Genomic DNA, 19410 nt, shown 5'->3' with positions numbered 1-19410 from the left:
ACGAAGGGCCGGTGGCGATCGCCACCGGCCCTTCGCACGTCGTCAGCGCTGGCCGATGCCCGAGGGCGTGAATCCGTAGATGCGCTCGGCGTTGCTGACTCGCAGCTTGTACTGGTCCTCGGCGCTGAACGAGCCGAGCTGGGCGTCGATCCCCTTGCGGATGTCGGGCCACAGCGAGTCGGCGTGCGGGTAGTCGACCTCGCACATGATGTTGTCGACGCCGAGCTGCTCGATGAACCGGGTGCCGACCGGGTCATAGATGAAGCAGCCGAAGACGTTGCGTCCGAAGTACTCGCTGGGCTTGTACTTCAGCGGCGTCTCCTTCGTGGTGGCGCGGTCGAGGTAGTAGTTGTCCATCACCTGCAGCTGGAAGGGGATCCAGCCGATGGAGGCCTCGGAGAAGGCGACCCGCAGGTCGGGGAAGCGGTCGAAGGTGCCGGAGAAGGTGTACTCGGTGAGCGCGTAGCAGGCGTTGATCCACACCTCGCTCATGTGCGTGAAGTAGTCACAGTCCTCGGGCGAGTCCACCTTCGACGACGACCCGATGTGACAGGAGATGACCAGGTCGCGCTCCTGTGCGGCAGCGAAGAACGGGTCCCAGTGTCGCGCGCTGTCGAAGAGCGAGGGGTAGCCCTGGACGTGGGGGCGCTCGCTGAAGACGACGCTGCGCACGCCGCGGCCGTCGAGGCGCTCGAGCTCCTTGACGGCGAGCGCCGGGTCCCACAGCGGCATGATCACCGCGGGGATCAGGCGGCCTGGAGCGGCGCCGCACCACTCCTCGGTGATGAAGTCGTTGTAGGCCTCGATGCTGGCCAGGGCCAGGCCCTTGTCGGGGTTCTGGTTGAGGTAGGTGCCGCCGAAGCCGGGCATCGACGGGAAGCACATCGAGGCGAGGATGCCGGTGTCGTCCATGTCCTTGAGCCGCTGCTCCACGTCGTAGCAGCCGTCGTGGAGGTCCTCGAAGTTCTCCACCACGACGCGGTACGCCTGGTCGGGGATCCGGTCGACCGCACACTGGAGGCCGGAGAAGGGCCGGACCAGGCCGTCGAAGTCCCAGGCGAAGCCCTCGTCGGTGCCGACCACGCGGGGAGCGCGGTCCAGGTACTTGCGCGGCATCCGCGAGGTCCAGGTCTCCGGGCCCTCCACGACGTGATCGTCGACGGAGATGATGGTCCATTCGTCAGTCATCGGTTCCACTTCCTCGGGTCGTTCCTATGGGTGGCGTCGATATGTCCTGCGTCACATCATCTGTACTCTAAAAATGAATCCAGGTTCATGTCTAGGTCGGGAGCGCATTGTTTCGAGGGGTGGGATCGCGCGCCGCAGCCCTTGGCGGAGGGTTCTTCTAAAACTAAAGTTGGATTCAGTTCTTTAGAGTGGAGGATCAGGAGATGACAGTGGAGACAGCAGTGCGGCGGACCGCGATCGTGACCGGTGCCGGGCGCGGGATCGGTGCCGCGGTGGCCCGCCGGCTCGCCCGGGAGGGCCTTGCGGTGGCGGTGTTCGACCTCGACGCCGAGGCCGCGAGCTCGGTGGCCGAGGAGATTCGGTCGGCCGGTGGGACTGCCGGTGCCTTCGGCGTCGACGTCGCCGATGAGGGCGCGGTGCAGGCCGCCGTCGACGACGTCGCGCAGAGCCTCGGGGCGCCGGTGGTGCTGGTCAACAATGCCGGGATCACGCGGGACAACATGCTGCACAAGATGAGCGTCGACGACTGGGACTCGGTGATGTCGGTCCATCTGCGCGGCGCCTTCCTGCTGTCGCGCGCCGTGCAGCCGCACCTCAAGGCCGAGCGCTGGGGGCGGATCGTGAACCTGTCCAGCATGTCGGCGTTCGGCAACGTCGGTCAGGCGAACTACGCCGCGGCCAAGGCCGGGATCTGGGGGTTCACCAAGACCCTGGCGCTGGAGATCGGGCGTCATGGCGCCACCTGCAACGCGATCGCCCCGGGCTTCATCCAGACCGAGATGACCCGCGCCACCGCCGAGCGTCTCGGGGTCACCTTCGAGGAGCTGATCGAGTCCAGCGCCAAGGAGACCCCGGTAGGACGCGTGGGCGTGCCGGAGGACATCGCCCACGCCGTCGCGTTCTTCGTCTCCGAGCAGTCCGGCTTCGTCTCCGGCCAGGTGCTCACGGTCGCCGGCGGCCCGAAGGGCTGACCCTCGCAGCGCGCCTGGCGGGGATAGTCCCTGACGTTTTCGTGGTTTTCGGGGCAGAGAACCACGAAAACGTCAGGGACTATCTGGTGGGTCAGCCCATGGCGACGGGGCGCAGTCGTGGCTGGCGGCCGGTGGGGAGGGCCTGGTAGATCTCGGCGACCAGTGCTGCGCGGATCTCCTGCGAGGCAGGGTCGTCCCAGAGGTTGCGCCACTGGTGCGGGTCCTCGGCGACGTTGTACAGCTCGCCCTCGGTGCCGTCGTAGGTGATCACATCGGGGACCGGGGCGTCGCCGCGGTCGAACTCGGCGTAGCGCCGGGCCCGGGGGAGTCCGTAGTCGGTGTCGGTGGGCTCATAAGCGGTGCACAGCCAGCCGTCGGCGGCGATCGTCCGCATCCGGTAGCCGGTGTCGAGCTGGCTGTCCCACTCGATCAGGGCGCGCCGACGCGGGCCGTCCGGGCCGGTCGGCATCGCCGTGCCCTCGATCCACTCCGGCGTCTCGATCCCGGCGATGGCGCAGAAGGTCGGCGCCAGGTCGACCTGGCTCACCGGCTCGCTGACGACGGCAGGGCTGAGGCCGGCCGACGGCGCGGGGCGCCAGATCATCGGCAGGCGCATCAGCGCATCCACGTGGTACGGCCCCTTGAACAGCAGGCCCAGGTCGCCCTGGAACTCGCCGTGGTCGGTGGTGATGATGACGTCGGTGTCGTCGAGCTGGCCGCGTTGCCGGATGTGCTCGAGCACCCGGCCGTAGGCCTCGTCGAGCAGCTCGTTCTTGATGTGCACGACGGCGTTGACCTCGCGGATCTGGTCGTCGGTCAGGTCCGCCGGCACGAAGTCGCCCGGCGCTGCGTCGATGTTCGGCACGCTGCCGTCGTACCAGGCCAGCCAGTGCGCGGGCTTCTCCGACAGGATCGCCTTGATCCGCTCGGGGGAGCCCGGGTGTCCGGCCGGGAGGTCCAGGGTGCGCCAGTCGATCCGGTCGCGCTCGCTGGCCGGCAGGTCCCACGGGTGGTGCGGGTCGGGGAAGCTCATCCAGCAGAACCAGTCCTCGTCGTCGTCGAGGGTGTCGAGCCAGGCGATCACCTGGTCTGCGATCCAGTCGGTGTGGTAGTTCTCCCGGGCGACCTGGTGCGCCTTGACGGCGGGTGCACCGGTGTCGCCGCCGGGGGTGGTGGCGAAGATCCGCAGGAAGCCGTCCACCTGATCGGGGTGGTTCTTGCGCAGCCAGTTCGCGTAGTGCGAGGCGCCGAGGGGGCCGTGGCCGGCGAACGACACGTAGTCGAATCCGCGGTACGGGCCGTGGCTGTCGGTGAGTGCCAGTCGGTTCTGGGGGTAGGCGCCGTCCGGGTCGGCGATCGGCTCGAAGTGCACCTTGCCGATCAGCGCGGTCCGATAGCCCGCGTCGGCAAGCGTCGCTGCGATCGAGGGTGCGTCCTGGGGCAGCGGCACGCCGTTGGCGATCGCGCCGTGGGTGCGCGGGTGCTGGCCGGTCAGCATGCTGGAGCGTGCGGGTGTGCAGATCACGTTCGCGCTGTAGGCCCGCTCGTAGCGGATGCCCTCGCTGGCGAGGGCATCGGTGACCGGGGTGCGGGCGACCGTGCCGCCGTTGCAGCCATAGGCGTCGTAGCGCTGTTGGTCGGTGGTGATGAAGAGGATCTTGCGGCCCATGCCAGGCTCCTTCGTCGAGACTCAGATCACCATAGTGGAAGTGAACTCAGTTTTAGAAGGGCTGTGGGTCGGGCGGGGCGGGCATTCCCGCGGGACGTCGTCCGACCGAGCAGCACCTGCTCGCAACGGATGACGCCCCGCGAGGTCGCCGTCGTCGGCTCAGCCGCGTCCGAGGATGCGGTCCAGGAGGCTGGGGCCAGCCTCGTGGCCACCGCAGCGCTGGTCCTGCGGCACGCCGCGCATGACGTCGTCGACGTGCATGCCGCAGCCGGCCCAGGTGGTCAGGCCGCACTTCTTGCAGGTGGCGGGTCGGCACATGGTGGGTGTTCCTCTCGTTCGGTGTGTCAGTTGAAGGCGCAGCCGCTGCGCACGCCGAAGCGCCGCAGGATGCTGGCAGCGGGGCAGAAGCCGGTGAGGCTGGCCTGGAGCAGGTTGGCTCCGACGAAGCCGGTCAGCAGCAGCCACCAGGGCGAGACCAGGGCGGCAAGGACGGTGCCCAGTAGGACAAGGGTTCCGGCCAGGGTCATCACGGCGCGGTCGAGGTTCATCGAGCTCTCTTTCATCAGTCGTGGGCGAAGGAGATGGTGGGCAGCACGCGGCGCAGCCACGCCGGGCACCACCAGGCGGCGCGTCCGGTGAGCCGCAGCATCACCGGCAGCAGGACCAGGCGGATCAGGAACGCATCGAGCAGGACGGCGACGCCCAGCACGATGCCCATCTCCTTGGGCGGCAGCGGACCGCTGATCGCGAAGGTGAAGAAGACCGCGACCATCACCGCACCGGCGGCGAAGATGACGCGACCCGAGTTGGCGAGGGCGCCGACCATGGCCGCCTTGGCGTCCCCGGTCCGCTCGAAGTGCTCCTTGGCGGAGGCCAGCAAGAAGACGGTGTAGTCCATCGCGATCGCGAAGATCATCGCGAAGAAGAAGACCGGCGCCCAGGCGTCGAGGAAGCCCTGCGACTCGAAGTGGAAGAGGTCCGCGCCGTGGCCGTCCTGGAAGATCAGCTTCGCTGCGCCGAAGGCGGCACCGGTGGAGAGCAGGGAGGCCAGGGTGCCGAGCAGCGAGATCAGCGGTGCCTGCAGGGCAACCAGCAGGAGCAGGAAGCCGAGCACCAGGATCACGCCGATCACCAGCGGGGTCGACTCGTCGAGCTGGGCCTTGAGGTCCAGGTTCTCGACGGCGGCGCCGCCGACCAGGGTGTCGTCAGGCACGGCCGCACGCAACCGGTCCACGGTGTCGCCGAGAGCGGGGTCGGAGGGGTCGACGGTGGGGATCGCCTGGATCAGCACCAGGTCGGCGTCGTCGAGCGCGGGCTGGGCAGGCATCGTCATCGCGATCCCGGCGTCCGCGGTCAGCGCGGCGGTGGCCGCGTCGGCCTGCGCGGTCGGTGCGATCACCTGGAGCGCGCCAGGGGCGCCCTCGCCGAACGCCTCCTGCACCCGGTCGTAGCCGACCCGGGCGCTGGCGTCCTGGGGCAGCACCTTGATCGACGGCATCGCGGTGTTCAATCCGAGCACCGGAGCGGCCAGCGCGATCAGCACCACCAGAGCGCCGAGCCCGAAGGCGATCGGGCGCTTCCAGAGCAGCTCGCCCCAGGTCGCGAACCGCGGTGAGCTCTGGTCGGCCTTCGGCTTGCGCACGGCGACCTTGTTGATCCGCAGGTCCAGCTTGGCCAGCACCAGCGGGAGCAGGGTCAAGGTGGCGGCGAGGATGAAGACCACTGCCAGCATGATCCCGCCGGCCATCGAGCGGAAGGCTGGCGAGGGAACCAGCATCACCGCGGAGAGTGAGATCAACACGGTCGCTCCGGAGAGCAGCACCGCCTTGCCGGCGGTGTCCATCATCTCGCCGATCGCCTCCGGCATGGACTTGCCGCCGGCCATCCGGGCCGCGCGATAGCGCACCACCAGGAAGAGCGCGTAGTCGATGCCCAGCGCCAGGGCGAACATCATCGCGAAGTTCATCGCCCAGATGGAGACCGGGACCAGCTCGTTGATCAGCACCAGCGAGCCCGCCGAGGCGACCAGGCCGGCAAGGGTGAGCAGCAGCGGCAGGCCGGCCGCCACCAGTGCGCCGAAGGCGAGCACCAGGATGCCCAGCGTCACCGGCCACGACATCATCTCGGACTTCAGCATCGCGTCGAGGTTGGCCTCGTTGAAGTCAGACCACAGCTGCGAGGCGCCGGTCGGGTCCACCTCGACGCCGTCGCCGGAGAGGTCGCGCAGCTCGTGCTTGAGGTCGTCGGCGACCTTGACCATCTCGTTGGTGTCGACACCGGCCCCGGCCATCACGATGCCGGTGCGCCCGTCCTCGCTCAGGGTGGCGCCGGGGGTCGGCGGAACCACGCCGGCCAGCCGGTCGTCGGCCTCGAGGACGGCGGTCACCTCGGCCAGCACCTCGGCGCCGCGGCCCTCACTGAGCGGGGCGTCGTCGCTGTGCACGACGACCTGGAGCGCGGAGCTGGCGTTGCCGCCGAAGTGGTCCTCGGCGAGGGTGCGCACGGCGACCGAGTCGGAGCCGTCGGCCTGCCAGCCGGCGCCGGAGAGGTCGGCCTCGACCCGCGGCGCGAAGGCGCCGAGGCCGATCACCAGGAAGACCCAGATCAGGGTGGTGGCACGGCGGTGGTCGATCACCCATTGACCGAGGCGACCCAGAGGGCCGTACCGCCGATCCACGTGCAGGGCGGGGCTGGACATGCGGGGAACTCCTTGTTGGTGGGAGGGGAGGCGCTCAGGCGAGGGCCTGGAGGGCGGTGGCTGCCGCCAGTGCGATGAGCACTGCGGCGAAGGTGCGGGTGAGGGGACGACGTGGCACGCGCATCGCGCGCCGCGCGGAGACCGAGGCGACGGCCGCGGCGGCGAGGGTCAGCACGACCACGGGCGCCCAGTCGACGTCGATGCCGAGGCTGCCGCGGGCGGCGAGAGCAGCGGTGCTGGTCACGGCGATCACCACCAGCGAGGTGCCGGTGGCCTCCAGGATCGGCAGGCCCAGCGCGAGGACCAGGGCGGGCACCACGAGGAAGCCGCCACCCACTCCGAAGAGGCCGGTCAGCATGCCGAGCGCGACCGCGGTGAGCAGGATCTTGGCCGCACGCGGGCAGGCGCAGTGGAACGCGGGCGAGAAGGTGACGATCGGCTCGTCCAGCACGCCGACGCCCGGGGTCGGCTCGCCGCGGCGCAGCATGCTCACCGCGACCGCGACCATCAGCACGCTGACCCCGGTGAGCAGCAGGTCCTCGTCGAGCTGCTGGGCGAGCACCGCCCCGGCGACGCTGCCGAGGGAGGCGACCAGGCCGAAGGCCAGGCCGGCGCCGAATCGGATCGGGCGCCGGCCGCGCGCGGCGAGCGCGGCCAGGGCGGCGCTGACTGCCACCACCAGCAGTGAGCCCGTGGTGGCGGAATGGGCGTCAGTCCCGAACAGGTGCACCAGCGCCGGCACGGCGAGGATCGAGCCGCCGGCGCCGAGGACTCCCAGCACCAGCCCGATCGCCGCTCCTGCGAGCAGTGCCAGGCCCAGCTCGATCATCGGCCCGGGCTCTCCAGGTCCGCCTCGGCGGCGTTGCCGAAGGCGTCGTCGATGGCGACCGGCCGGCGGCCCGCGGCGGCCAGGATCGAGGCGGCGATCGAGGCGCGGTAGCCGCCGGCGCAGTGCACCCACACCTCGCCGGCCGGGACCTCGTCGATCCGGGCCAGCAGCTCGTGCAGGGGAATGCTCTGCGCGCCGCGCAGGTGGGCGGCCTCGAACTCCTTGGCTCGCCGGACGTCGAGCAGGTGCACCGCCCGGTGGCTGCGGACGTCGGCCAGGTCGGCGAAGGTGGCCGTGGGATGACCGGTTGTCTGCTGCCCCCAGTCCTCGGGGCCGCCGGTGGCGTGCGCGACCGGGGAGTCGACGCCGATCCGGCTGAGCTCGCGGATCGCCTCGCTGACCTGGTCGGCGCTCTCGCCGAGCAGGGTCAGCGCGGTGCCCCACGGGATCAGCCAGCCCAGGTAGGTGGCCAGGGCGCCGTCCGTGCCGAAGTTGAGTGCGCCAGGAGTGTGGCCGGCGGCGAACGCGGTGCGGGTGCGCAGGTCGACGACCCACTCGCCCTGGGCGATCCGCCGCTCGATCTCGGTGGCATCGGCCCGATCCGGGAGTGCGAGGTCGGTGGCGGCGGGTCCGGTCGCGTTCTGCGGCGCCATGTGCACGTAGTAGGCAGGCCAGGCGTCCAGCCCGGCGAGCAGCTCGCGCACATAGGTCGCGGCGTCCTGGGTCAGTGCCGGGTTGACGGCGATCTCCTGCTCGATGGTCGACGACGTCGCCTCGCTCTGGGTGGCCGAGCAGAAGGAGCCGAACCCGTGCGTGGGGTAGAGGTCGGTGGAGCCGGGCAGCAGCGCGGCGATCCGGTGCGCGGAGGCGTGCTGGTGCTGCGCGAGGTGCTCCGCGTGCTCAGCGCCCAGCAGGTCCGGGCGGCCGGTGGCGCCGTAGAGCAGGGAGCCGCCGGAGAAGAGTGCCGCCGAGTCGCCGATCGTCTCGCCGGCCTCGTGCAGGGCGAAGGCGAGGTGGGTGAAGGTGTGGCCCGGGGTGGCCACTGCGGTGACCCGCATCCGGTCGCCGACCGCCACCGTCTCGCCGTCGCTGATCGGCGTCCGGGTGAAGGTGACGTCGTCGGCGGCGTTGACGTAGTAGGCGGCGGCGTGGCGCTCGGCGAGCGCGAAGCCGCCGGTCACGTAGTCATTGTGGATGTGCGTCTCGAAGACGGCCAGCAGGCGGACCCGGTGCTGCTCCAGCAGGGACTCGACCCGATCGAGGTCGCGCTGTGGGTCGATCACGAAGGCGACCTCGCCGTCGTGGACCAGGTAGCTGCGATCGCCCAGGCTCGCGGTGTCGAGGGCGATCACCTCGAACGAGGTCGCTCGCTGCGTCGCGCAGGTCTTCTCGGTGCCGTTGCTGGTGCTCATCAGTCCTCCTTCGCTATACCCCCTGGGGTATCTGGTTGATCGAACATAACACCCCCGGGGGTATATTCCAATGAGAGCGCTCGAAGCGGGCGCCGACCGACATGGCAGCCTGAGGGCGCGGACGGGCCACCGTGCTCGGCGAGAGGAGAGAGTCATGCAGCTGGATCCCGAGGAGATGACTCCGGTGATCAACCGGATCAAGCGCGCGCAGGGGCAGCTCGCCGGCGTGCTGCGGATGCTGGAGGAGGGGCGCGAGTGCGAGGACGTCGTCACTCAGCTCGCTGCGGTCTCCAAGGCGCTGGACCGCGCCGGGTTCGCCATCGTCGCCAGTGGTCTGCAGCAGTGCTTGGCCAACGGTGCCGACGAGTTCGACGTCAAGAAGATGGAGAAGCTGTTCCTCTCCCTGGCCTAGATGTGACCTCAGCGCGCTGTTTCGCGAGGAATTGCGACGCAGAGGTCACATTGAGGCGGGGAGGATCTGGCCGGTGACCTCGCCGAGGGCGATCCGCCCGCCGAGGGTGCCGGGGGCGGTGTAGCGCAGGACGACGGTGTCGCCGTCCTCGAGGGCGAGGCGCCCGTCGCGACCCACCGGCTCGCGCCAGCCCCAGGTGAGCTCCAGCAGCGAGCCCTGGGTGGCGGCGTCCGCACCGGAGATCGTGCCCGAGCCGAACAGGTCGCCGGTGCGGATCGAGGCGCCGTTGACCGTCAGGTGCGCCAGCATCTGGGCCGGGCTCCAGTACATCGCCGCATACGGCGGCCGGGCGATCACCTCGCCGTTGAGCTCGATCTCCACCGCGATGTCGAGACCGCGTGCGGTGGCCGGCTCCAGGTAGGGCAGTGGCGTCGGGTCCTGGCCCGGCAGGGCGGTCCACGCCGCGTCGAGCGCTGCCAGCGGGGTCACCCAGGTGGAGATCGAGGTGGCGAACGACTTGCCGAGGAACGGGCCCAGGGGCACGTACTCCCAGGCCTGGATGTCGCGCGCCGACCAGTCGTTGAGGCCGACCACGCCGAAGACGTGCTCGGTGAACGCCGATGCCGGCACCCGGTCGCCGAGGGCGGAGCCGCGGCCGACCACGAAGCCCAGCTCGGCCTCGATGTCGAGACGGGTCGAGGGACCGAACTCCGGAGCGCCCTCGCCGCGTCGCTGACCACTCGGGCGGCGGACGGCGGTGCCGCTGGCGACCACAGTGCCGGCTCGCCCGTGGTAGCCCACCGGCAGGTGCTTCCAGTTCGGCAGCAGGGCGTCGCCGTCGGGGCGGAAGATCATGCCCACGTTGGTGGCGTGGTGCTCAGAGGCGTAGAAGTCCACGTAGTCGCCGACCTCGATCGGCAGCTGCATCCGCACGCTGTCGATCGGCAGCAGGAACGGCTCTGCGGTGTCGCGTCCGGCGTCGGTGGTGAGCAGGTCGACGAGCCACGCCCGCAGGCCGGCCAGCTGATCCGGAGGACAGGCCATCAGTCGGTTGAGGGAGGGCTGCTCCAGGGCGTGGGCGATCTCCATCAGGTCGCTTGCGGCGACCGGAGCCAGGTCGAGTAGGTAGTCGCCGATCCGGGCGCCGATCCGCGGCGCCTCGCCGGGCAGCGTGAAGACGCCGTAGGGAAGGTTGTCGACGTCGTGCAGCGAGCCGGCCGCCCCCGGCACCCAGGTGCTCACAGCAGCCCCAGCCCGCGCAGGTCCTGCTCCGGCTCGTCGATGCTGCAGGAGCCGAAGCTGATGAACCAGCGCCGGGTCCGCGCCAGTGCATCGAGGCCGACCGATTCGCGCGCGTCGGCGGCGAGCCGCTCCGCGTCGCGTTCCTCCAGAACGCCTTGCACGATGGACGGATCGGCGCCGTCCAGGCTGGCGCGGGTGGCCAGCAGGACGTTGAGGAAGCCGTGGTGGGTGATCCCGTCCTCGCCGGTGTGCCGCGCCGCGCGGTGCAGTCCGGCCGTGCACTTGAAGGGCGTCTCGCGGTCCAGGGCCGCGGTGATCCAGGAGCCGAGCTGCGCGGTGCTCGGGAACAGGTGCTCCTCGACGCCGCCGGTGCGCAGCTTGAGCCGCAGCTCGGCGCCGGCCACCTCGTCCGCGGCGCCCAGCCAGCCGTGGGTGGCCTCGCCCTGAGGGAGCTCGACGTAGACCGCGACGTCGTCGTCGAGCAGGCCGAGGTCGCGGGCCTGGTTGACGGCGGCGACCACGCGCCGGGCGTTGCCCACCAGGTCGTCGGTGTCGCGCAGGGCGATCTCCACTGCGGCCGGGGTGACGCCGCCGATCCGGTGCGCCACGCTGAGCGCGGGAGCGATCCCGCCGGCGCCGGCTCCGATCACGATGCTCACCGCCAGGCTGTCGGTGACCAGGCCCTTGAGGTCGGCCAGTCGGTGGTCGCCGATCACGAAGGTGCCGACCAGCGGCTGGGCTGCGGTGTCGCGGCGCAGGAAGTGGGCACGCACCGCCTCGTCGAGCGGCACGTTGCCCGGCGGATAGATGGCGGCGTCGTCGATCAGCCCGAGCAGAACCTCGGGCGGTGACTGAATGATTCCGCGGGTGCTTGCGTCGTTGTCGGCCACGGTGCGAGGCTAGCGCGTAACGGCTGAGCGGACGAGAGTGTTCGATTAAAGGACGGATCAGATGGTCTTCTACCGACAGGTCGGCACGGTCCCGGCGCAGCGGCACACCCAGCTGCGGGGACCGGACGGACGGCTGCGCTACGAGGAGCTGATGGGGGAGGAGGGCTTCTCCTCCGACTCCTCGCTGCTCTACCACCGGCACGTCCCCTCTGCGATCGTCGGCAGCGAGCCGTGGCAGCTGCCCGACCAGGCGCTGACGCCGAACCACCCGCTCAAGCCGCGCCATCTGCGTCTTCCCACGCTCGCCTTCGCCCCTGATGCGTGCCCCGTCCAGGACCGCCGGCTGCTGCTCGGCAACGCCGACGTGCGGATCGGCTACGTCGTCACCGAGAGCACCTCGCCCCTGTACCGCAACGCGATCGGCGACGAGTGCGTCTTCGTGCAGAGCGGCCGCGGCACCGTGGAGACGGTCCTCGGCGTCCTCGACTACCGGCCGGGGGACTACGTCATCCTGCCGCGTGCGACCACGCACCGCTGGGTGCCGGCCGAGCGCAGCGAGCTCTACTGCATCGAGGCCAACTCGCATCTCGCACCGCCCAAGCGCTACCTCTCCCGCTTCGGGCAGCTGCTCGAGCACGCACCCTACTGTGAGCGCGACCTGACCCCGCCGCGCGACCTCGAGGCCCTCGTGGACGGCGTCGAGGGCGAGCGCGACGTCCCGGTCCGGGTCAAGCACCGGGTGCGGGGGCTGCCCGGTCAGATCGGCGGCACCACGCTCACCTCGCAGCAGCACCCGTTCGACGTCGTCGGCTGGGACGGCTGCCTGTATCCCTACACGCTCAACATCGACGACTACATGCCGATCACCGGCAAGGTGCACCAGCCGCCGCCGGTGCACCAGGTGTTCGAGGGGCACAACTTCGTGATCTGCAACTTCCTGCCGCGCAAGGTCGACTACCACCCGCTCTCCGTGCCGGTGCCGTACTACCACTCCAACGTCGACTCGGACGAGGTGATGTTCTACGTCGCCGGCGACTACGAGGCACGCAAGGGATCAGGCATCGGGATCGGCTCGATCTCGTTGCACCCGGGGGGTCTGCCGCACGGTCCGCAGCCCTCGGCCATCGAGGCGTCGCTGGGTGCCGAGCGGTTCGAGGAGACCGCCGTCATGGTGGACACCTTCGCGCCGCTGGAGCTCGGCGCCGGTGCCGCCGAGTCCGAGGACCCCGGCTACGCCTGGAGCTGGGCCAACGATGCCTGAGCAGGTTCTCCGATGAGCCGGCGCGCCCTAGGGTGGGTCGCATGAACCGGCTCGCCGGCTTCGCTGTCGCCGTGCTCGTGGTGCTGTTGGGCACCGCGCCGCTGGCGGTTGCCGCCGCGCCCGGGGCGCTGCCCGCGCCGCCGTCGGCGATGGGCGGCCCGCAGCCTGCTGCCGACGCAGCCGTCAACGACGCGGCCGACGATTCCGCCGACGACGCCGAGCCGCTCGTCGCGCTGAGCCGGCCCCGGATCGCGGGCACCCCGCGCTACGGCCGGGTGCTGCGAGCGGTGGCGCCGCGCTGGTCGCAGACGCCGGCGAAGGTGGCCCGGGCCTGGCTGCGCGACGGGGCCGTGATCAAGGGCGCCAGCGGCACTCGGCTCCGGCTGCGCCCACGCGACATCGGCCACCGGATCCAGGTGCGCTACACCGCCCGTGACGCCGCGGGCGCCGAGCACGTCGTCCGCTCCGCCGGGCGCCGGGCCCTGCACCGGGTGCCGGTGCGGCGCGTGGTGCGCTACTCCGTGCAGACCCGCGGCCGGATCGTCGCGGACCTGGCCACCTTCAAGCGGCTCGCCCGCGAGACCTTCGCCGACCCGCGTGGCTGGCGCGGCGCCGGGGTCGAGTTCCGGCAGGTCCGCTCCGGCGGGTCGATGACCCTGGTGCTCGCCGAGGCCTCCCAGGTGCCGCGCTTCTCCCCGGCCTGCAGCGCGCAGTGGAGCTGCCGGGTCGGGCGCTACGTGGTGATCAACCAGACCCGGTGGCGTCACGCCTCGCCGGCCTGGCGTGCCGGCGGCGGCACGCTGCGCAACTACCGGCACATGGTGGTCAACCACGAGAGCGGGCACTTCCTGGGCAAGGGCCACCGCAGCTGTCCGCGCCGCGGCGCGCTCGCCCCGGTCATGCAGCAGCAGTCCAAGGGGCTCGGCGGCTGCCGCTTCAACCCCTGGCCCACGCCCGCCGAGCGCTGAGCCGGACACCCGGCCCGCAGCAGAGCCCGAAGCAGCCGTTCCACCCACCGCAGAACCCACCAGAGAGGCCGCACCATGCGCGTCGGAGTGCCCAAGGAAGTGAAGAACCACGAGTACCGGGTGGCGCTGACGCCGGTCGGCGTGCACGAGCTGGTGCAGCACGGTCACGAGGTCGTCGTCGAGCGCGATGCCGGGGTCGGCTCGCTGATCGCCGACGACGAGTTCCGGGCCGCCGGCGCCACCATCCTCGACGACGCCGACGAGGTGTGGGCGCAGGCGGAGATGGTGCTCAAGGTCAAGGAGCCGGTCGCCCAGGAGTACCACCGGATGCGCGAGGGCCTGACCCTCTTCACCTACCTGCACCTGGCGGCCGACCCGACGCTGACCGACGAGCTGTTGCAGCGCAAGGTCACCGCGATCGCCTACGAGACGGTCCAGCTGCCGTCGGGCGGGCTGCCGCTGCTCTATCCGATGTCGGAGGTGGCCGGCTGTCTGGCGCCGCAGGTGGGGGCGCACTGCCTGCTCCGCGCCGAGGGCGGTCGCGGTGTCCTGCTCGGCGGCGTCGGCGGGGTGGCGAACGCCAAGGTGGTGGTGATCGGCGCCGGCGTGGCGGGCCAGAACGCCGCGAACATCGCGCTCGGCATGGGCGCCGACGTCACCCTGCTCGACACCGACCTCGACAAGCTGCGGATGTCGTTCTGGCGCTACTCCAACCGGGTGCACGGGCTGGCCTCCTCGGCGCTGGCGATCCGGCAGCAGGTGACGCAGGCGGATCTGGTGATCGGTGCCGTGCTGATCCCCGGCGCCAAGGCGCCCAAGCTGGTCAGCAACGAGCTGGTCGCCGAGATGAAGCCGGGCTCGGTGCTGGTGGACATCGCCGTCGACCAGGGTGGCTGCTTCGAGGACACCCTGCCGACCACCCACGACGATCCGACGTTCACCGTGCACGGCTCGACCTTCTACTGCGTGGCCAACATGCCGGGGGCGGTGCCGAACACCTCCACCTACGCCCTCACCAACGCGACCCTCCCGTACGCGGTGGCGCTGGCGAACCAGGGGTGGCAGCAGGCCTGTCGCGCCGACGGCTCGCTGGCGCTCGGGTTGAGCACCCATGCGGGGCTGCTCACCAACGGGCCGGTGGGGGAGGCCACCGGCCACGATGTGGTGCCGCTCGCGCACGTGCTGACCTGACGACGCGGCCCCGACGGGCTGAGGCACACTGGGAGGGTGAGCAATCCTGAGCACGATCCCGGCGTTCTGGTCTGCACCGAAGGGGCCCCGGTTCCCGGCCTCGAGGTGATCGAGCCGCGCGAGGTGCCGCTCGGCGGCCCGCGGGCGATGCTGGTGCGGCGCACCCTGCCGTCGCGGCAGCGCTCGCTGATCGGTGCCTGGTGCTTCCTCGACCACTACGGTCCCGAGCCCGTGGCCAGCAGCGGCGGCATGAAGGTGACCCCGCACCCGCACACCGGGCTGGCCACCGTCAGCTGGCTGTTCACCGGCGAGATCGAGCACCAGGACAGCGCCGGCAACGTCGCGATGGTGCGTCCGGGCGAGCTGAACCTGATGACCGCAGGCCGCGGGATCAGCCACAGCGAGGTCTCCACCCCGGCCGCCGACGTCCTGCACGGTGCGCAGCTGTGGGTGGCCCTGCCCGACGCCACCCGGCACGTCGAGCCCGGCTTCGACCACTACGTGCCCGCGCCGGTGGCGCTGGACGGTGCCGTCGCGCGGGTCTTCCTCGGCTCGCTGGCCGGCGACACCTCGCCGGTGCGCACGCACACGCCGCTGCTCGGCGCGGAGCTGCTGCTCGAGGCGGGCGCCGAGCTGACCCTCGACGTCGACGCCGCCTTCGAGCACGGCCTGCTGCTGGACGCCGGTGCGGTCCAGGTCGAGGAGCAGCCGCTCGCCCCCGGCGAGCTCGGCTACCTGGCACCCGGCCACGCCCGGTTGCGGCTCAGCGCCACCGAGGAGTCGCGGGTGCTGCTGCTCGGCGGGCCGCCCTTCGGCGAGTCGATCGTGATGTGGTGGAACTTCGTCGGCCGCAGCCACGAGGAGATCGTCGGGTTCCGCGAGGAGTGGCAGGCCCAGATCATCCGCGACGGCGCGCTGATCCCGGACAGCCGCGAGGCGGCTCCGGGCCGCTTCGGCGTCGTCAGCGGCCAGCCGCTGCCGCCGATCCCGGCACCGCCGCTGCCCAACGCCCGGCTCCGCGAGCGTCGCTGAGGTGCCGCGGGGCGACGCCGTCGTCGACGCGGACGGGATCGCCCGCTGCCCCTGGGGCGCGGCGCCCGGAGCGATGCGCGACTACCACGACACCGAGTGGGGCGTGCCGGTCGAGGGGGAGGCCGCGCACTTCGAGCGACTCACCCTCGAGGCGTTCCAGTCCGGGCTCTCCTGGGCCACGATCCTGGCCAAGCGCCCGGCCTTCCGCGAGGTATTCGACGACTTCGACGTGGACCGGATCGCCCGCTACGACGACGCCAAGCAGGCCGCGCTGATGGCCGACGCCCGGATCGTGCGGAACCGGCTCAAGGTGCAGGCGACGATCACCAACGCCCGCGCCACCATCGCGCTGCGCGAGGACGGCGGGCTGGCTGCCCTCCTCGCCTCCTTCGCTCCCGAGCGCTCACCCCGTCCGCGCCTGGTCGCCGAGGTGCCCACCACCTCGCCGGAGAGCCTGGCGCTCAGCAAGGCCCTGAAGAAGAGAGGATTCACCTTCGTGGGACCCACCACGATGCATGCGCTGATGGAAGCGCTCGGCATGGTCGACACGCATCTGCTGGACTGCCACCGCCGGCGGGCGATCTGAGTGGTCAACGGACTGATGTGGCTGCTCGCCTTCCAGATGGTCGGCGAGCTCATCTCCCGGGGCCTCGACCTCCCGGTGCCCGGGCCGGTGATCGGCATGCTGCTGCTCTTCCTGGTCCTGCTGTGGCGCCGCCCGCCCGAGAGCGCCGGCGTGCTGCGGGTCTCCGAGGCGATGCTGCGCCACCTGCAGCTGCTCTTCGTGCCGGCCGCGGTCGGCGTGGTCACCTATCTCACCGTGCTCCGCGAGCATGCCCTGCCGATCGCGGGCGGGCTGGTGCTCTCCTGGCTGGCCGGGCTGATCACCGTCGCCGCCCTCGTGACGCTGCTGACCCGGCGGCCCAAGGCGGCCTCGTGAGCGAGATCCATGAGCTGCTGCGCACCTCTCCGCTCGCCGGCGTGCTGCTGACCCTGGTGGGCTACCGGATCGGCTGCGAGGTGAAGCGGCTCAGCGGGGGACACCCGCTGGCCCAGCCGGTGCTGATCGCCGTGCTGATCATCGGCCCGCTGCTGTGGGCGCTCGACGTCGACTATGACGAATACCTCACCGGGGCCTCGGTGATCGCGTTCTTCCTGGGCCCGGCCACCGTCGCTCTCGCGGTCCCCCTCTACCGGCAGGCGGCGCACCTGCGCTCGTTGCTGGTGCCGATGCTGGTCGCGATCCCGATCGGCACCGTGGTGGCGGTGGTCACCGGGATGGGGCTGGTCCGCGCCCTCGGCGGCGACCGCGACCTGCAGCTCACCATGGCGCCGAAGTCGGCGACCACCCCGATCGCGATCGGGATCACCGAGCAGATCGGCGGCATCCCGGCGCTGGTCGCGGTCTTCACCATCGTCGCCGGCATCCTCGGCGCGGTGCTGGCGCCGACGGTGCTGAACCTGCTGCGGATCCGCGACCGGCGGGCACGTGGGCTGGCGATGGGCGTCGTCTCGCACGGCGTGGGCACCTCGCGCTCGCTCAACGACCATCCGGTCGAGGGTGCGTTCGCGGGGCTGGCGATGGGGCTGACCGCGCTGGTGACCAGCCTGGTCGTCCCGATCGTCGTCCACCTGCTCTGAGGCGCACCCTCCGCCCGGGCGAGCACCTGCTCGCAACACATGACGTCCTTGGTGACTCACCGGTAACGTGTGGGACATGTCACCTCTTCATGCATTCGGCGACGACGCCCTCGGCGAGCTCGACGCGGTCGGCGTCGCGGAGCGGATCGCCTCGGGGGAGGTGTCCGCGAGCGAGGTCGTGGACGCCGCGATCGCCCGCATCGACGCCGTCGGACCCGCCCTGGGGGCGGTTGCCGCCCGTGCCTACGACGCTGCCCGAGCGGAGGCCGCGGCACCCCGCCCGGGCTTCTTCTCCGGCGTGCCCACCCTGGTCAAGGACAACGCGGACGTGGCCGGACTGCCCACACAGCAGGGCGCTGACGCCTGGCGCGGCGCCCCAGCTGCGGTGGACGGCGACTTCGCCCGGATGTACCGGGCCACGGGCGTCGTGGTGCTCGGCAAGTCGCAGCTGTCGGAGTTCGGCTTCAGCGCCTCCGCGGAGCACCCGCGGCTCGGTGCCGTGCGCAACCCGTGGGACCTCGACTACACCGCAGGGGCGTCGTCGTCCGGGGCCTCGGCGCTGGTCGCCGCCGGCGCCGTGCCGTTGGCCCATGCCAACGACGGCGGTGGCTCGATCCGGATCCCGGCCGCGGTCAACGGACTGGTCGGCCTGAAGCCGACCCGGGGCCGGATCGCCCAGGACAAGATGATGCGCGAGATGCCGGTGCGGATCGTCGCGGACGGCGTCGTCACCCGCTCGGTGCGCGACACCGCGGCCTTCTACCGCGAGGCGGAGAAGGTCTATCGCAACCTCAAGCTGCCGCCGATCGGCGACATCGCCGGCCCCGGGAGGCGCCGGCTCCGGATCGCGCTGGTCACCGAGTCGGTGGGGCGCAACGCCGCGCCCGACGTCGCCGAGCTCACCCGTGGGGTGGGGGCGATGCTGGAGCAGATGGGCCACCGGGTCGAGGTCGTCGCACCGCCGGTCCCCGACTCGTTCGCCGACGACTTCCTGCTCTACTGGTCGCTGCTGAGCCTCTACAGCGTCAAGATGGGCAAGCGGACCTTCGGGCCCACCTTCGACGCCAGCAAGCTCGACAACCTCACGCTCGGGCTGGCGCGGCACTGCCGGCGCAACCTGCACCGGCTCCCGCTGGCGACCGCCCGGATGGCGGCCTCCAAGCGCACCTCCGCGGCGTTCTTCGCCGACTACGACGTGGTGCTGACGCCCACCCTGGCCCATGCCACGCCCAGGATCGGCCACCTCGACCCGACCCAGCCGTTCGAGGTGATCATGGAGCGCCTGCTGGACTGGGTGGCCTTCACGCCGCTGCAGAACGCGACCGGCGATCCGGCCATCTCGCTGCCCCTGGTGCGCGACGCGCAGGGCATGCCGCTGGGCATGATGTTCGCCGCCCAGCAGGGCCATGAGGCGACGCTGCTGGAGCTCGCCTTCGAGCTCGAGGAGGCGGTCGACTTCGCGGCGATCCAGGCTCACCAGCCGCTCTGAAACCCTCGATGGGCACCCGATTTTCGCTTTCCGCCAGGCGTGTGTAATGTTCTCTCTCGTTCGCCCCTTTAGCTCAGTCGGCAGAGCGTCTCCATGGTAAGGAGAAGGTCTACGGTTCGATTCCGTAAAGGGGCTCTGGGTAGGGGCCCAGCCGGTGTGCCGGCTGGGCGCCCCGTCCCGGTGGCGGGGTAGCTCAGGTGGTTAGAGCACACGACTCATAATCGTGGTGTCGCGGGTTCGAGTCCCGCCCTCGCTACTCAAGATGACGCAACACATCGCAAGATGTGACCAGACTGTGAAGAAGGATTCCCGTGGCCAGCAAGAGCTCTGACGTTCGTCCGAAGATCACGCTCGCGTGCGTCGACTGCAAGGAGCGGAACTACATCACCAAGAAGAACCGTCGGAACGACCCCGACCGTCTTGAGCTGAAGAAGTTCTGCCCGCGTTGCCGCACGCACACCGCGCACCGCGAGACCCGCTGACCGCGGACTGCACTTCCGCAAGGGCGACACCTGGC

Annotated in this window: 20 protein-coding genes and 2 tRNA genes; 13 read left to right on the top strand and 9 right to left on the bottom strand. The window is 71.0% G+C overall.

The genetic code is table 11. The features are described from left to right. Positions 1-42: 42 nt before the first annotated feature. Positions 43-1188 (bottom strand): amidohydrolase family protein, encoded by a 1146-nt coding sequence (locus ABD151_RS07700; RefSeq protein WP_343992973.1) that lies wholly within the window; start codon positions 1186-1188, stop codon positions 43-45. 203 nt (positions 1189-1391) lie between these two features. On the opposite strand from ABD151_RS07700, the gene fabG reads away from it, so the two are divergent. Next, positions 1392-2159 carry a 3-oxoacyl-ACP reductase FabG gene (fabG, locus tag ABD151_RS07695; protein WP_343992971.1) on the top strand — a complete coding sequence of 256 codons (768 nt, stop codon included), beginning with the start codon at positions 1392-1394 and terminating at the stop codon, positions 2157-2159. A gap of 91 nt (positions 2160-2250) precedes the next feature. Here fabG and ABD151_RS07690 read toward each other — a convergent pair whose 3' ends face one another. The 6 genes from ABD151_RS07690 to ABD151_RS07665 form a co-directional block, all read right to left on the bottom strand. Beyond that, positions 2251-3828, bottom strand: a complete 1578-nt coding sequence (locus ABD151_RS07690; protein ID WP_343992969.1) for a sulfatase family protein — start codon at positions 3826-3828, stop codon at positions 2251-2253. A 159-nt stretch (positions 3829-3987) separates the two neighbouring features. Beyond that, positions 3988-4146, bottom strand: coding sequence for a hypothetical protein (locus ABD151_RS07685; RefSeq protein ID WP_343992967.1), 159 nt, complete (start codon positions 4144-4146; stop codon positions 3988-3990). 26 nt (positions 4147-4172) lie between these two features. Next, on the bottom strand, positions 4173-4376 hold the full coding sequence (locus ABD151_RS07680; protein ID WP_343992965.1) for a YgaP family membrane protein: 204 nt from the start codon (positions 4374-4376) through the stop codon (positions 4173-4175). Positions 4377-4390: 14 nt separating this feature from the next. Then, positions 4391-6526: an MMPL family transporter gene (locus tag ABD151_RS07675; protein WP_343992963.1), complete on the bottom strand. Its 2136-nt coding sequence runs from the start codon at positions 6524-6526 to the stop codon at positions 4391-4393. Positions 6527-6560: 34 nt separating this feature from the next. Beyond that, complete coding sequence (locus ABD151_RS07670) at positions 6561-7355, bottom strand: sulfite exporter TauE/SafE family protein (protein WP_343992961.1); 795 nt, start codon at positions 7353-7355, stop codon at positions 6561-6563. Next, positions 7352-8767, bottom strand: coding sequence for a rhodanese-like domain-containing protein (locus ABD151_RS07665; protein WP_343992959.1), 1416 nt, complete (start codon positions 8765-8767; stop codon positions 7352-7354). The genes ABD151_RS07670 and ABD151_RS07665 overlap by 4 nt, the downstream gene beginning before the upstream one ends. Before the next feature lie 154 nt (positions 8768-8921). Between ABD151_RS07665 and ABD151_RS07660 the strand changes: the two genes are divergently transcribed. Next, positions 8922-9179, top strand: a complete 258-nt coding sequence (locus tag ABD151_RS07660) for a metal-sensitive transcriptional regulator (RefSeq protein WP_343992957.1) — start codon at positions 8922-8924, stop codon at positions 9177-9179. A gap of 45 nt (positions 9180-9224) precedes the next feature. On the opposite strand, the gene fahA is transcribed toward ABD151_RS07660, so the two are convergent. Then, on the bottom strand, positions 9225-10421 hold the full coding sequence (gene fahA, locus ABD151_RS07655; RefSeq protein WP_343992955.1) for a fumarylacetoacetase: 1197 nt from the start codon (positions 10419-10421) through the stop codon (positions 9225-9227). Beyond that, positions 10418-11311: a hypothetical protein gene (locus ABD151_RS07650; protein WP_343992953.1), complete on the bottom strand. Its 894-nt coding sequence runs from the start codon at positions 11309-11311 to the stop codon at positions 10418-10420. The genes fahA and ABD151_RS07650 overlap by 4 nt, the downstream gene beginning before the upstream one ends. Positions 11312-11372: 61 nt before the next feature. Here ABD151_RS07650 and ABD151_RS07645 point away from each other — a divergent pair, with 61 nt between their 5' ends. The 11 genes from ABD151_RS07645 (at position 11373) to rpmG (ending at position 19375) form a co-directional block, all read left to right on the top strand. Beyond that, entirely contained in the window at positions 11373-12572 is a 1200-nt protein-coding gene (locus tag ABD151_RS07645; RefSeq protein ID WP_343992951.1) for a homogentisate 1,2-dioxygenase, read from the top strand. A gap of 41 nt (positions 12573-12613) precedes the next feature. Next, the gene (locus ABD151_RS07640; protein WP_343992949.1) at positions 12614-13540 is read left to right on the top strand and encodes a DUF3152 domain-containing protein; all 927 of its coding nucleotides are present in this window, start codon (positions 12614-12616) and stop codon (positions 13538-13540) included. 75 nt (positions 13541-13615) lie between these two features. After that, the gene (gene ald / locus ABD151_RS07635; RefSeq protein ID WP_343992948.1) at positions 13616-14731 is read left to right on the top strand and encodes an alanine dehydrogenase; all 1116 of its coding nucleotides are present in this window, start codon (positions 13616-13618) and stop codon (positions 14729-14731) included. A gap of 36 nt (positions 14732-14767) precedes the next feature. Continuing rightward, the gene (locus ABD151_RS07630) at positions 14768-15763 is read left to right on the top strand and encodes a pirin family protein (protein WP_343992947.1); all 996 of its coding nucleotides are present in this window, start codon (positions 14768-14770) and stop codon (positions 15761-15763) included. Position 15764: 1 nt separating this feature from the next. Continuing rightward, positions 15765-16349 (top strand): DNA-3-methyladenine glycosylase I, encoded by a 585-nt coding sequence (locus tag ABD151_RS07625; protein WP_343992945.1) that lies wholly within the window; start codon positions 15765-15767, stop codon positions 16347-16349. After that, entirely contained in the window at positions 16350-16703 is a 354-nt protein-coding gene (locus ABD151_RS07620; protein ID WP_343992943.1) for a CidA/LrgA family protein, read from the top strand. After that, positions 16700-17404, top strand: coding sequence for an LrgB family protein (locus ABD151_RS07615; protein ID WP_343992941.1), 705 nt, complete (start codon positions 16700-16702; stop codon positions 17402-17404). Before ABD151_RS07620 ends, ABD151_RS07615 begins: the two co-directional genes overlap by 4 nt. A 76-nt stretch (positions 17405-17480) precedes the next feature. Then, complete coding sequence (locus ABD151_RS07610; RefSeq protein WP_343992939.1) at positions 17481-18893, top strand: amidase; 1413 nt, start codon at positions 17481-17483, stop codon at positions 18891-18893. 62 nt (positions 18894-18955) lie between these two features. Then, a tRNA-Thr gene (locus ABD151_RS07605) sits at positions 18956-19028 on the top strand. A gap of 47 nt (positions 19029-19075) precedes the next feature. Beyond that, positions 19076-19149 (top strand) — tRNA-Met (locus ABD151_RS07600). Between the two features lie 55 nt (positions 19150-19204). Then, complete coding sequence (gene rpmG, locus ABD151_RS07595; RefSeq protein ID WP_110206760.1) at positions 19205-19375, top strand: 50S ribosomal protein L33; 171 nt, start codon at positions 19205-19207, stop codon at positions 19373-19375. Positions 19376-19410 lie beyond the last annotated feature (35 nt).

The organism is Nocardioides dubius, assembly GCF_039528155.1.
GTDB classification, from domain to species: Bacteria; Actinomycetota; Actinomycetes; order Propionibacteriales; family Nocardioidaceae; genus Nocardioides; species Nocardioides dubius.
This window is presented reverse-complemented; position numbering and strand designations above follow the sequence as displayed.